Here is a 13,760-nt window from a genome sequence, read left to right as displayed (position 1 = left end):
ATGGCTGCACGCGTGCTGATGTTTCAGGGAACCGGCTCGGATGTCGGCAAATCGCTGATGGTGGCCGGCCTTGCCCGTGCCTTCGTCAGGCGCGGCCTGTCTGTCATGCCGTTCAAGCCGCAGAACATGTCGAACAATGCGGCCGTGACCGCCGATGGCGGCGAGATTGGCCGCGCGCAGGCGCTGCAGGCGCGGGCGGCGGGCGTGCCGCTTTCCGTGCACATGAACCCGGTGCTCCTGAAGCCGCAGAGCGAAACCGGCGCACAGGTGGTGGTGCAGGGCAAGATCGCCGGCAATGCCAAAGCGGCCGATTACCAGCACATGAAGGCCGGACTGATGCCGCGCGTGCTGGAAAGCTTCGAGCTCCTGAAACAGCAGGCCGATCTGGTGCTGGTGGAAGGGGCAGGCAGCGCGTCCGAAATCAACCTGCGTGCCAATGACATCGCCAATATGGGTTTTGCGAGAGCTGCTGATGCACCCGTGATCCTGATCGGCGATATCGACCGCGGCGGCGTCATCGCCAGCCTCGTCGGCACCAAAGCCGTGCTCGAAGCTGAAGACGCGGCTATGATCGAAGGTTTTATCGTCAACCGCTTTCGCGGTGATCCGGCCCTGTTTTCGGACGGCATGCGGATAATTGCGGAAAAGACCGGCTGGGCCTCCATCGGGCTTCTGCCGCATTTTGCCGACGCCGCACAATTGCCGGCGGAGGATGCTCTCGGGCTTTCCGGCCCGGCTGAACGGAAACCTGGCGCGAAGATGCGCATTGCCGTGCCGATCCTGCCGCATATTTCCAATTTCGATGATCTCGATCCCCTGGACATGGAACCCGATGTCGAACTGATCCGCGTGCGGCCGGGCGAAACCATTCCCGCCGATTGCCGGCTGATCCTGCTGTGCGGCTCGAAATCCACTATCGCCGACCTTGCCGTGCTGAAGAATGCTGGCCTGGACATTGATATCAAGGCGCATGTAAGACGCGGCGGCTATGTTCTGGGTCTCTGCGGCGGATACCAGATGCTTGGAAAAACAGTTGCCGATCCTGACGGTATCGAAGGATCGCCAGCGACGGTCGAGGGAATGGGCCTGCTGGATGTGGACACGGTTCTGACGGGCGACAAGCGGCTCATTTCCGTTCGCGGCACGAGTTTCGACGGCATAGATTTATCCGGCTACGAAATGCATGTCGGCGAAACCACAGGCATGACGGACCATCTGCCGTTCTCGACGCTCGATGGGCATAATGATGGCGCCATCTCGGCCTCTGGCCGCGTCTTCGGCACCTATATTCACGGTCTTTTCGCGGATGATCGCCAACGCGGCGCATGGCTGGAGCGGCTCGGCGGGCAGGGCGCGGACCTGAACTATGATGCGCAGGTGGAGGCCGTCCTCGATCATCTTGCGGCGCATATGGAGCAGCACCTCGATCTCGACCGTCTGCTGGCTATAGCGCGATAAGGATCGCCAGAAGTCCGAACAGGCCGATCAACAGCAGGTCGGCAACCCGCGCCAGCTCCAGCGCCCTGCGAATATCCCCCGCAACCAGCGTCGCCCTCCCGCCTTCGCCCATGAAGCGCGCCTCGATCATCTGCCCGCCATAGGAGCGCGGCCCTGCAAGCGCGAAGCCCAGGGCGCCGGCCAGCGCCGCCTCCGGCCAGCCGGCATTGGGGGAACGGTGATGACGGGCATCGCGACGTATCGCGGCAATGGCCCCGCCGGGTGATGCGCCCTTCACGAAAAACGAAGCAGCCACGAAAAGGCCGCCACTCAGTCTCGACGCCGGCAGATTGACCAGATCGTCCAGCCGGGCCGAGGCCCAGCCGAAGGCCTCATGGCGGAGTGAGCGATGGCCGATCATGCTGTCAGCCGTATTGATCGCCTTGTAAGCCGCGCCGCCCGGCAGGCCCAGGAGACCGAGCCACAGGGCGGGTGCAACGATGCCGTCGGAAAAATTCTCGGCCAGACTTTCGATCGCCGCCCGGCAGATCGCCGCCTCATCAAGCTTTTGCGGATCGCGCCCGACGATCATCGATACCGCCTTGCGGCCACCGCCCACGCCCTCGCGCTCCAGAGCAGTGGCGACAGCCTCCACATGCTGCTCAAGACTTTTCTGCGCCGGAAGCGAAGCGCCCAGCACGGCAACCAGCAAAATGCCGAAGGGCAGAAAAAGCAGGGTGGATTGCGCAAACCATGCAAGGAGCAGCGTCAGCCCGACGAAACCGGCCAGAGCCGCCACACCTGCCGCCTTGCGCTGTGAAAATGACGCGTTCTCCCGGTTCCATTTTTTGTCCAGCAGCGCGATAAGCGAACCGACCCAGGTTACGGGATGGCCGATGCGTTTGAACAGCCAGTCCGGATAACCGGTCAGGCGTTCGATCAAGAGCGACAGGAAAGCGAGAGCAAAGAACATGGGTGAAACAGTACCAGAAAAGGCGCGGGCTGCGATCCGTCACGGCGGCAATCTCGGCAGGGCGCGTCTGATGTTTCCTGAAGCGCCGGCACCGTGGATCGACCTTTCGACCGGGATCAATCCGCACTCCTATCCGCATTCGGCCGTTCCCGCCAGCGCATTCACCCGCCTGCCGGAACCGGATGCCGCCGAAGAATTGAAACAGCTGGCTGCAGCCCATTTCGACGCGCCTTCCGCCCGGCATGTGGTGCTTTCACCCGGCACCCAGATGCTGATGCCATTGCTGGCTCAGATTGCACTTGCTCGCGGGGCCAATAGCGGCGCCGTGCTTTCGCCCGCTTATGCGGAACATGCCCGGACCGCGCGGATGGCCGGACTGGCCGTGACCGAGGTGGAAAACACCCGGGAGCTATCGGCTCACGATTATGCCGTGGTGGTCAATCCCAATAATCCCGATGGCCGCATCACAGATCGCGCAGCGTTGCTGTCGCTAGCCGAAGCCATGCGCCTCAAGGGCGGATTGCTCGTCGTGGACGAAGCCTTCACCGAGACGGGACTTGCCGAAAGCCTCGCGAATGCCACCGGTCAGGAAGCGCTGGTGGTCCTGCGCTCATTCGGCAAATTTTACGGCATGGCGGGCGTTCGGCTGGGTTTCGCCATTGCACAGCCCGATATCGCCGCTGAACTTGAAGCAAGGCTCGGCCCCTGGGCGGTTTCTGGCCCGGCGCTTCATATCGCGACGCAGGCTCTGGCGGATAAGAAATGGCAATCTTCCATGCGTCTGCGCCTTGCCGAAGACTCTCGGCGCATGAATGACATGCTGGAAAAAGCGGGACAGGCGATTGCCGGCGGCACGTCCCTTTTCACTCTGGTGCGCACCCCCCGGGCCACCGAACTGTTCAGCCATCTTGGCCAACACGGCATTCTGGTCCGCATTTTTGATGAAAGGCCGAACGACGTGCGTTTCGGCCTTCCCGGGAGCGAAACGGAGTGGCAGCGCCTTAAGGAGGCGCTGTCATCCCTCGGTTATTCCTCGAAGGTGTAGGTCTCGATCGACTCCGGCTTCATTTCGATGGAGAAGCCCGGCAGTTTCGGCGGCATGTAAGCGGCGTTTCTGATATCGCAGGGTTCGATGAAGTGCTCGTGCAGATGATCTACATATTCGATCACGCGGCCTTCCTTCGTACCAGATACCACCAGATAGTCGATCATCGACAGATGCTGCACATATTCGCAAAGGCCGACGCCGCCGGCATGCGGCCAAACCGGTAAATTGTATTTGGCGGCGATCAGGAGAACCGCCAGCACCTCGTTCAAGCCACCCATGCGGCAGCTGTCGATCTGCACCACATCGATCGCGCCTTCAGCGATGAACTGCTTGAACATGATCCGGTTCTGGCACATTTCGCCCGTCGCCACCTTCACCGAGCCGATGGCAGCACGAATTTTGCGATGGCCAGCGACATCATCCGGGCTGGTCGGTTCTTCGATGAAGAAGGGCTTGGAAAAGGCGAGCTTATTCACCCACTCGATTGCCTGATCAACTTCCCACACCTGATTGGCATCGATCATCAGGTAACGGTCGGGACCAATCACCTCGCGGGCTATGGTTAGACGGCGAATGTCGTCTTCCAGATCACGGCCGACCTTCATCTTCACATGGTTGAAACCGGCATCGATGGCTTCCTGGCAAAGACGGCGCAGCTTGGCGTCGTCATAGCCAAGCCAGCCGGCCGACGTGGTATAGCAGGCGTAACCTTCGTTCTTCAGCGTCTCGATACGTTCCTTCTTGCCGCTTTCGGCTTTTTTGAGGATCGCGAGCGCATCATCACGGGTCAGCACGTCGGTCAGATAGCGATAATCGACGATATCGGCGATTTCTTCCGGGCTCATATCGGCGACAAGCTGCCACACCGGCTTGCCCGCCTTCTTTGCCAGCAGATCCCATACCGCATTCACAACGGCGCCGGTGGCGAGATGCATCGCGCCCTTGTCCGGGCCGATCCAGCGCAGCTGGCTGTCGCTCGTCAGATGCCGCCAATATTTGCCGGGGTTCTCGGTAACGGTGGCAAGATCGGTGCCGACCACCAGATGACGCATCGCTTCGATGGCCATGCAGCAGATGTCATTGCCGCGGCCGATGGTGAAGGTCAGCCCGTGGCCTTTGAGACCCGCCTCATCGGTATCGAGAATGACATAAGCCGCCGAATAATCCGGGTCGGGGTTCATCGCATCCGAACCGTCGAGACTTTGGGAGGTCGGAAAACGCAGGTCGAAAACACGCAGATCAGTAATTTTGGTCATGGCCGGTCACTCGCGGTCAGTGTCAAAGGAAATCGTTCAATCGTGGTGGAAGGTCTCTTCCATCATCGCCCACCACTCGCCTTCCTTGCGGCTTTCGAGTGGTTGCTGGCAGGGAATCGTGAAGGACCACCATTCCTGGTTCTTGGGGCTTTCGGCCATCTTCGCCATGTCGGCGCTGATATCGGTGCCGTGATATTCCCAATAGCCGAAGAGCAGATTTTCCGGCTCGCGCAGGAAGATCGTGTAATTGCGGATATTGCAGTCGCTGATAAGCGCCAGAATTTCAGGCCAGACGGCGGCGTGCAGCCTTTTATATTCCGCGATCATGTCAGGTTTGACGCCTATGACCATGCCCATACGCTGCATGAAAAACTCCGTTATTGCTTGATGGTGGCGAGCGCAGCGCGCAGCTTTGTCTGCGGTAGGCTTAATCCCAGCCGTTCCGCCGCGGCAATGACCGGAGCGAAGCGGCGACGCTTCTTTTCGTCGTGGTTGCCGGCGATATCAGCCAGCCGATGCGCGAGAAAGGGATTGCGCAAACGCTCCCGCAACTGACCGATATAGGCCTGCGCTTCGTCTCCCATGCCTTCAGCCGCAAAGACCGGCAGAACCTCGTCCCGCCAGAGCATCTCCAGATCCGCGACGAGAGCATCGTCGGCCATTGCCTGACGCACCGTCTCGTCTTTCCCGCGCGCATCCTGCGTCCAGCGTTCCGCCAGATAGGAATGGCCGAGATTGAGCAGGAAAAGCTTCAGCTTTTCATAGTGATCGAGATCGTCCGTGAGCACCACGGCAGGGTGCGTGCAGGGAAGGACAAGCCCGTCCTGCTTCTCGATCGCCCATAACGCATAGGGCTCCGCCACCGCACCCACCGGGTCGATAGGTTCGGAGACGATGCGATCCACCAGACTATTGGCGAAACGGCACTTCTCGTTCAGATAAAAGGTAAAACCCGCCGGCAATTGCCATTCATCGGCAAGCCGGCGAATGACCTCCTTCAGCCTTTCGCCGTTACGCGGCACAAGCTCACAGGGGAAGATGGACACGGTCGCTTCCGGATTGCTCTGAAAACGCTCCAGCAGCAACATGCAGAGTTTCGCCGGAAAGCTCTTCGGCACGATCGTAAAATCGCCAGCAAGCCCAGCATTGTCGGCCGAATCCAGCTCATAACCGCGATCGCCCGTATTGGACAGAATAACCTCGGCCCCGCAGGCAAGACGGCGCACATCGGCCCAGTCGGTCGCAGCGGTCAGTGCCCGCGCGACAGCCCTGCCTTGAATTTCCTCATCCACGTCATGCCCATCACGGATACCGCGAATAAGCACGGGATAGGGCGCGCCGCTGTTTAGCGCCGCAACACGCTTCAGGCTCTCCGCATTGCCGGTCGTCTGGACAATCGCAATGCGCCCGAGCGCTTCGCCCTTGTCCAGCGCCTGCGAAACAAAGAGATCCGCATGCGCCAGAAGAAAGCGGCTGGTGCCGAATTGCAGGATGGGCGTATCGGACGTCATGCGACCTCCACCATGCCTTTGATCACTCCGGCCTTCGGATCGGTCAGGCCGGCGAATCTGGAGGGCACATCGGCAAGCGTCATGCGATGGGTGATCAGTGCCTCCGGCACCTTGCCTTCCCGCAGCGCCTGCAGGACGCGCTCGAAATCCTGAGGCGTGGCATTGCGGCTGCCGAGCAGCGTCGTCTCACGCTTGTGGAACTCCGGATCGTTGAAGCTGATATCGCTGGCGACGATGGAGACCAGCACGTAGGAACCGCCATGGCCAACAAAGGAAAAGCCGCGCTCCATGGCTTTCGGATTCCCGGTCGCATCAAAGACCGCATCGAAGAAATCGCCGTCAGTGATTTCGGAAAGACGATCTTTGTCGCCTTCCCCGAGTGTCACCGTATGCGCAACGCCAAGATGCTCCTTGCAGAAATCCAATCGGTCGGTACGTCCATCGATCATCGTCACTTCGCCACCATCGAGAACGGCGAAAACCGCAACGGCCATGCCGATCGGGCCGGCACCGACGATCAGAACCTTCTGCCCCCTCTCGACTGTGCCACGGCGCACCGCATGCGCACCAATAGCCAGAAATTCGGTCATCGCCGCCTGGTCGAGGCTTAGCCCCTCCGCCTTCAGTACAAATTGCTGCGGCACGCTCAGATATTCGACCATGCCGCCGTCACGATGAACGCCGAGCACACCGATATTGCGGCAGCAATTGCTCTTGCCCTTAAGGCAGGCGCTGCATTTGCCGCACGAGATATAGGGAATGACGGTGACCACGTCGCCCACGGACAGATGGCTGCCTTGCGGCGCCTCTTCCACCGTGCCGGAAAGCTCATGACCCATGATACGCGGATAGGAAAGATAAGGCTGGTTGCCGGTGAAGATGTGCAGATCCGTGCCGCAAACACCAATGCGGCGGATGCGCACCAGCACTTCACCTTCGCCACGCGCTGGTTTCGGCAGTTCCTTGGGGACGAGTTGACCTGGGGTTTCGCAGAAAATCGCCAGCATGCATCACCTGTGGGAAAGGGAATAAAAACGAATGGCATTACCGCCAAAGACTGCCGCATGGTCCTCTGCCGGCACGATATCGCGGCAGAAATCCAGCCATGCCTGATAATCGCCGGCCAGCCGCAACACCGGCCAGTCACTGCCGAAAATCACGCGGTTGCCACCAAAGAGTTCAAGAATGGTCTCGGCATAAGGCCGCACGGCTTCCGGTCGCTGTTCACCGCGCTCGGTCAGCAGACCGGAGAGTTTGCAATGGACATTGGGAAGAGCCGCCAGAGCGGCCATATCCTTGCGCCAGTCGCTGTAGTGACCGATGGCAATCATGGGCTTCGCGCCATGGTCGATGACGATGGGCAACTGCGGATGGCGGCGGGCGAACGACAGCAGATGCGGCAGATTGGGCGGCAGGACCAGCGCATCGAACGCCAGACCGTGCTTTACCAAAGCCGCCGCGGCTGGATCGAGTGCCGGATCATCGATCCAGGCAACATCCTCCATGCCCTGCAACATCGGACGCACAGCCTTGAAGGCCGGATGTTTTGCCCGGCGAGCAATTTCACTCGCCGCCTCGGGAGACTTCATGTCCACCCAGCCAACCACGCCCTTGATGAAATCGGTCTTTTCCGCCAGTTCCAGCATGAAATCCGTGTCGGCCCGTGTCTCCATCGTCTGCACCAGCACGGTGCCGGAAACTCCGGCAGCGGCCAGCAAGGGCGACAGATCGGCGGGGAGAAAATCCCGGTAGATGGCGGCGAGCGACGGCGGCGGCCATTGCCCGGCACGATCCTTCATCAGCCAGAAATGCTGGTGGGCGTCGATAATCATGCCTCAAGCCTTCCCGACAGGCGTAGGCGCACCTTCGGCAATCAGGCCACGTCTGTGCAGCTCGGACCAGAATTCATCCGGGATCGACTGTTCGAACCATTCGATATTGGAAGCGAGCTGCTGCGCATTACGCGCACCTGAGACAACAGTGACCGAAGCCGGATGGGCGAGCGGAAACTGCAATGCGGCGGCCTGCAGCGATACGCCGAGTTCCTCGCAAACACCCTGCAGCGCATCGACACGCGTGAGAATATCGGCAGGCGCGTCAGCATAATTGAATTTGCGGTTGCCAGCGAGAATGCCGGAATTGAAAGCACCGGCGACAACGATACCGACGCCGCTTTCAGCGCAGCGATTCATGAAACCAAGGCTCTGCTGTTCCAGCAGCGTATAACGGCCGGCAAGCATGGCAACGTCGATGTCGAAGACATCCATCGCGTCGCTGACAATTTCCCACTCGTTGACGCCAAGGCCGATGGCCCCCGTCGATCCTTCCTCGCGGAGCTTGCCAAGCGCCCGGAAGCCGCCGCCCGTGGTCAACTGCTCCCGATAATGCTGGTGCTTTTCGCCATGGGTGTAGGAACCGATATCGTGGACATAAAGAATATCCGGCTTCAGGACGCCTAGCCGCTGCTGGCTTGCCTCGAAGGAGCGCAGAATACCGTCATAGGAATAATCATAGACCGGGCGGAAGGGCAGGGGCGCTATATAGGCATCCTCCTCCGGACCGACGGTCTCGTCAGGAACCATCACACGGCCGACCTTGGTGCTGAGCGTATATTCGCTCCGGTCATGCTCCGTAACCATGGTGCCGAGACGACGCTCCGACCGCGTATAGCCATAAAACGGCGCGGTATCGAAATAACGCATGCCGCTTTCCCATGCCTTGTCGAACGCACCCTTGGACTCTTCATAGGGGGTGACGCGGTAGAGATTGCCCATCTGGGCGCAACCGAGGCCCATGACGGTGACGTCAACGGCGCGGTGCGGCAACTTACGTGTATCGGAGACTTTCATCGCAGGGACTTCCTGAATTTCTAGCTAGAGCGGGATGGTGAAAACCGCATCTCAAACAGGTAAGGCGCGCCGCCACAGGGCGGCGCGCCATCATGCATCAGTAAAGAACGTTCTTGGCTTCCGGCTTTTCGATATTGTCCTTGGTGACAACAACGACGCCGGTATCGACGAACTTCTCGACCTTTTCCTTGTTGATGAGCTTGGAAATGGTCTCTACGCCCTTTTCACCCATCTGGTAGGAACCCTGAACCACGATACCGCCCAGCGTGCCATCCTTGACGAAGCTCTGAAGGTCCTGATTGCCGTCGAAACCGATGGCGACGACCTTGCCGGCCTTGCCGCTCTGGGCGAGAGCGCGGCCAACGCCGATTGCCGTCGGCTCGTTAGCGCCGAAAATGCCCTTGAGGTCCGAATTGGCGGCCAGAACGTCGGTCGTCTGGTTCAGCGCGGTGGCCATCTGCGACTGCGAGTAGAACGGTCCGACAATCTTCAGATTGGAGTTCATCTGGATATAGTCGGTGAAACCGCCGACACGGCCGATTTCGGAACCGGCACCAGCGACATAAGACATGACGGCGATCTTGCCTTCCTTGCCCACCTTGTCGATCAGCGCCTGCGCTGCCAGTTCGCCGGCTTTCTTGTTATCGGTCGCCAGGAACGACTGGGAATATTGCTCCGAGCCCTTGGCGAGCTGCGAGTCGATCAGGACGACGGGAATACGGGCTTCCCAGGCCTTCTTGACGGCAGGCACCAGCGCGTCCGGATCGGAAGGTGCGAGAACAATACCAGCAACCTTACGGTTGATGGCGTTTTCAACCATGTTGACCTGGTCGGCAATCGCCGATTCAGCAGCCGGACCCTGGAAGGTCATGGTGTTGCCGGAAGAATTCTTCATCGCCGCGTCAGCGCCCTTCTGGACGTTCTGCCAGAAGGTGGAGTTGACGGTCTTGACGATGACGGCGATTTCACCGGCCTGCACGGTGGAAACGCTCCACAGCGCGATTGCGGATGTCAGAAGGGCAGTCGCAATTTTCTTCATTTCTTCCTCCGTGATGTCGGCATACCGGGCCTCCCCTGCCGATCTTTTTTGCGGAAAGGGTCCGCAGCCCTTTGATCAGCGGCGGTTGCGCAGCTGGTCGATCCAGACGGTGACCAGAATGACGAGGCCGATGATGATCTGTTGCGTGAAGGCGGAGACGCCATTCATATTGAGACCGTTGCGCAGGATGCCGATGACGAAGGCACCGATGGCCGTACCGGAAATCGTGCCGACGCCGCCGATCAGCGATGTGCCGCCGATAACGGCGCTGGCAATCGCATCCAGCTCATACATCACGCCCTCATTCGGCTGGGCAGTGACGAGGCGCGACATCAGCACGCAGCCCGTCAGCCCGGCGAGCGTGCCGGACAGGATGTAGGTGAAATTGGTGACGCGGGCGACGTTGACACCGGAAAGGCGTGCAGCATCCGCATTGGAGCCCACGGCGTAGATGTGGCGGCCGAGGATCGAGCGGTTGAGCATGAAGGAAACCGCAAGCGCAATCACCACCATCAGGATGACGGGGTAAGGAATGCCGGGGAAAACGACATTCGGAAAACCGTCGTCACCGATATTAACGATGCGGAAGAGAGCGCCGTTGCCGAGTTCGCCAAAGGATTCACCAAGGCCCGAAACGGCGCGCGCACCGGTAATCTGCAGCGCCACGCCGCGCGCGATCAGCATCATGCCGAGAGTGGCGATAAAGGGCGGCAGCTTGAAACGCGTGACCAGAAGGCCGTTGATGAAACCACAGAGCGATCCCGTCAGAATGCCGAGCAACATGCCGATCGGCACAGGCATGCCGAGTTCCTTCACCGCAAGGGCGGCAACCACACCGGCGAGCGCCAGCACCGAACCGACAGAAAGATCGATACCGCCGGTGATGATGACGCAGGTGGCACCAATGCCGAGCAGAGCGATGGACGTGACCTGCAACGCAATCGTCATGCCGTTATTGACGGTGAAGAAGGCGCTGCTGGTGGCGGAGAAGACCGCGACGAGGGCGAACAGGCTGCCGAGCGCAGCAAACTTCTGGATGATGTCCTTCTGGCGGTCGCTGACAGCAAAGCTCTTCTTGGGTTCTGCAATATTGGCCATGTCGTTCCTCACTGCGCGGCCCGGCCGTAACCGGACGCATACCGCATGATTTCTTCCTGATTGGTCTTGGCGGTTTCGAGTACGCCCGTGATGCGGCCCTGATGGAAGACCGCGATGCGATCCGTCAGCCCCAGAATTTCCGGCAGTTCCGAACTGATGAGAACGACGCCGATGCCCTGTGCGGCCAACTCGTCCATGATCTTGTAGATCGCGAATTTGGCGCCGACATCGATGCCGCGCGTCGGCTCATCGAAGAACAGCACGCGCGACTGGCGGAACAGCCATTTGCCGATGATGATTTTCTGCTGATTGCCACCCGAAAGCAGCCGCACCGTCTGATCGATCGAAGGGGTGCGGATATTCAGAAGGTCGACGTAGCGCCTGGCGACATCGTCGTGCTTCTTGAAGTCGATCAGCCCGAAACGGTTGGAAACCTCGCCGAGATTGGCAAGCGTCGTATTGGCCGCCACCGACATCTTGATGGCGAGGCCATCGCTTTTGCGGTCTTCCGAGAGATAGGCAATGCCTTCTTCGATCGCGTCCTGCGGCGAGTTGATCGAAAGCTCGCGCCCATTGAAGGTGATCTTGCCGGCATCAAGCGGATCGGCCCCGAAGATCGCCCGCGCGACTTCCGTTCGTCCCGCGCCCATAAGTCCGGCAAAACCGAGGATTTCACCGCGCCGCAGTGAAAAGCTCACATCGCTGAACACGCCATTGCGGGCCAGACCTTCAACGGAGAAGATGACGTCTTCCGTCGGGCGCGATGTGCGCTCGGGGAATTTGTCTTCCAGTGAACGCCCGACCATGCGGGTGACGATGTCATCGACGGTAATCGAAGCGAAATCGTCTGTCGAGATATAACGTCCGTCACGCAGGACCGTCACACGGTCGACGATCTCGGCCATTTCATCGAGACGATGGGAAATGTAAACGATGCCGACGCCGGAGGCCTTGAGGTCCCGGATAACCTTGAAAAGAAGGCGGGTTTCCTGCTCGGTCAGCGAAGAGGTCGGCTCATCCATGATGAGCACTTCCGCATCAAGCGACAGCGCCTTGGCAATCTCCACCATCTGACATTGGGCGACGGAGAGGCCACGGACCATCTGGTCGGGGTTGATATCAACACCCAGCCGGTCGAGACAGCGCTTGGCATCGAGACGCAGCTTCTTGCGGTCAACGAGGAAACCGCGACGCGGTTCGCGCGCAAGATAGATGTTCTCGGCAACGGAAAGATGCGGAACGAGGTTGAGTTCCTGGTGAATGATGGCGATGCCGGCGGCTTCGGATTCCAGCGGTGATGCATATTGCACCTTCACGCCCTTGTGCAGGATCGTGCCGTCGCTCGGCTGATAAACGCCGCTGATGATTTTCATCAGCGTCGATTTTCCCGCACCATTCTCGCCGCAGACGGCATGCACTTCACCGCCGCGCAAATCAAAATGCACGTTGGACAGCGCTTTGACGCCCGGAAATTCCTTGCTGATATTGTCGAGACGCAGAAGGGCCGAACGCTCCGCGCGCGCCATCTCCTCAGGCGAAAAATCGCCCCGAATTGTCGATGCGCCCTGCGACATCTGGAAACCTCCCACCCGTATCCCCGCTCCACCGGGGTTCATGAACAGGTCGAATGGTTAGGCCGGTTTTTCAGAATGGTCAAGCCAATTAGGTCAAAATTTGCTATCCTGCATCCGAAGCGGAAACAGCGTATCGAAATCGTATCGGTAATAAGTATGTATTTTCATATGATTAAGTAATTCCTTGCGCATTGATACGCTTGGCGTTACGGTAAGGCCAAATACGGATTGCAGAGAGGGCTCGTCGGAAAACACATGAGTGGTCAGGCCAAAATAGCGGAACCGCGCAGGCTTTATCAGCAGATTGCGGATCAGATACGTGAACTCATCGATATAGGTGAATTCCTGCCCGGTACGCGGCTTCCCGCCGAACGGGAACTGGCCCAGAAGCTCGGTGTATCAAGGCCTTCGTTGCGCGAGGCGCTGATTGCGCTTGAAATTGACAACACCGTCGAGATTCGCATGGGTTCCGGCGTCTATGTGTCGGCGGAAGCTCTGCAGACGACCCATCATACCAAATCGCTTGGCGACAGCCCCTCCGAACTGATGCAGGCGCGGGCCGCGCTGGAGGGCGCGACCATCGTGCTGGCGGCAAGCCGGATGACCGATGAGACGATCGCGACCCTCCGCCAGATACTCAACACCATGCAAAGGGAAATCGAGGCCGGTCGCAAACCTCTGGATCAGGACCGGCTGTTTCACGTCACCATAGCCGAGCAATCCGGTAACAGCGTTCTGGCCCGAATGGTGGCGAACCTTTTCGACGAGCGCCACAGCCCGATTTCGGCCCAGCTTCGCGTGAAATTTGAAGACCGCGATACCTGGACCCATGCGCTTCAGGAACATGAAGCCATTCTGGCGGCGCTTGAGCTTAAAGACCCGCTGCTGGCGCAGGCAGCCATGCATACCCATCTGGAAGGTTCGAAGAGACGCTGGGTGGAAAGCTAATTTCGAAACATAGCAGACAATATATAT

General features: G+C 59.5%; 13 protein-coding genes. 3 read left to right on the top strand and 10 right to left on the bottom strand.

Annotated features, from left to right (window positions below; all coding sequences use genetic code 11):
- Positions 1-1,458, top strand: a complete 1,458-nt coding sequence (locus ASB65_RS21455; RefSeq protein ID WP_060725315.1) for a cobyric acid synthase — start codon at positions 1-3, stop codon at positions 1,456-1,458.
- Here the strand turns inward: ASB65_RS21455 and cbiB are convergent.
- Entirely contained in the window at positions 1,445-2,410 is a 966-nt protein-coding gene (gene cbiB / locus ASB65_RS21450; RefSeq protein ID WP_060725314.1) for an adenosylcobinamide-phosphate synthase CbiB, read from the bottom strand. The two genes, ASB65_RS21455 and cbiB, sit on opposite strands and share 14 nt — an antisense overlap.
- Between cbiB and cobD the strand changes: the two genes are divergently transcribed.
- Complete coding sequence (gene cobD / locus ASB65_RS21445; protein WP_060725313.1) at positions 2,409-3,455, top strand: threonine-phosphate decarboxylase CobD; 1,047 nt, start codon at positions 2,409-2,411, stop codon at positions 3,453-3,455. The two genes, cbiB and cobD, sit on opposite strands and share 2 nt — an antisense overlap.
- On the opposite strand, the gene ASB65_RS21440 is transcribed toward cobD, so the two are convergent.
- The 9 genes from ASB65_RS21440 to ASB65_RS21400 all read right to left on the bottom strand — a co-directional run bounded on the left by ASB65_RS21440 (position 3,437) and on the right by ASB65_RS21400 (position 12,785).
- Positions 3,437-4,714, bottom strand: a complete 1,278-nt coding sequence (locus ASB65_RS21440) for an L-fuconate dehydratase (protein WP_060725312.1) — start codon at positions 4,712-4,714, stop codon at positions 3,437-3,439. The two genes, cobD and ASB65_RS21440, sit on opposite strands and share 19 nt — an antisense overlap.
- A gap of 36 nt (positions 4,715-4,750) precedes the next feature.
- Entirely contained in the window at positions 4,751-5,080 is a 330-nt protein-coding gene (locus ASB65_RS21435; RefSeq protein ID WP_020809694.1) for an L-rhamnose mutarotase, read from the bottom strand.
- Between the two features lie 11 nt (positions 5,081-5,091).
- Complete coding sequence (locus tag ASB65_RS21430; protein ID WP_060725311.1) at positions 5,092-6,225, bottom strand: mannitol dehydrogenase family protein; 1,134 nt, start codon at positions 6,223-6,225, stop codon at positions 5,092-5,094.
- Positions 6,222-7,232: a zinc-binding alcohol dehydrogenase family protein gene (locus tag ASB65_RS21425; RefSeq protein WP_060725310.1), complete on the bottom strand. Its 1,011-nt coding sequence runs from the start codon at positions 7,230-7,232 to the stop codon at positions 6,222-6,224. Before ASB65_RS21425 ends, ASB65_RS21430 begins: the two co-directional genes overlap by 4 nt.
- Before the next feature lie 3 nt (positions 7,233-7,235).
- Positions 7,236-8,057 (bottom strand): amidohydrolase family protein, encoded by an 822-nt coding sequence (locus ASB65_RS21420; protein ID WP_003505307.1) that lies wholly within the window; start codon positions 8,055-8,057, stop codon positions 7,236-7,238.
- Positions 8,058-8,060: 3 nt separating this feature from the next.
- Complete coding sequence (locus ASB65_RS21415) at positions 8,061-9,074, bottom strand: aldo/keto reductase (RefSeq protein WP_060725309.1); 1,014 nt, start codon at positions 9,072-9,074, stop codon at positions 8,061-8,063.
- A 97-nt stretch (positions 9,075-9,171) separates the two neighbouring features.
- On the bottom strand, positions 9,172-10,113 hold the full coding sequence (locus tag ASB65_RS21410) for an ABC transporter substrate-binding protein (protein WP_060725308.1): 942 nt from the start codon (positions 10,111-10,113) through the stop codon (positions 9,172-9,174).
- 75 nt (positions 10,114-10,188) lie between these two features.
- On the bottom strand, positions 10,189-11,211 hold the full coding sequence (locus tag ASB65_RS21405) for an ABC transporter permease (protein ID WP_003505311.1): 1,023 nt from the start codon (positions 11,209-11,211) through the stop codon (positions 10,189-10,191).
- Between the two features lie 8 nt (positions 11,212-11,219).
- Positions 11,220-12,785: a sugar ABC transporter ATP-binding protein gene (locus tag ASB65_RS21400; RefSeq protein ID WP_060725307.1), complete on the bottom strand. Its 1,566-nt coding sequence runs from the start codon at positions 12,783-12,785 to the stop codon at positions 11,220-11,222.
- A gap of 255 nt (positions 12,786-13,040) precedes the next feature.
- Between ASB65_RS21400 and ASB65_RS21395 the strand changes: the two genes are divergently transcribed.
- Complete coding sequence (locus ASB65_RS21395; RefSeq protein WP_020809701.1) at positions 13,041-13,733, top strand: FadR/GntR family transcriptional regulator; 693 nt, start codon at positions 13,041-13,043, stop codon at positions 13,731-13,733.
- The last annotated feature ends 27 nt before the right edge of the window (positions 13,734-13,760 follow it).

It is taken from the genome of Agrobacterium tumefaciens str. B6, from assembly GCF_001541315.1.
Lineage (GTDB): Bacteria > Pseudomonadota > Alphaproteobacteria > Rhizobiales > Rhizobiaceae > Agrobacterium > Agrobacterium radiobacter.
The sequence above is the reverse complement of the archived record's forward strand: the minus strand, read 5'-3'. Positions and strand labels throughout refer to the sequence as shown.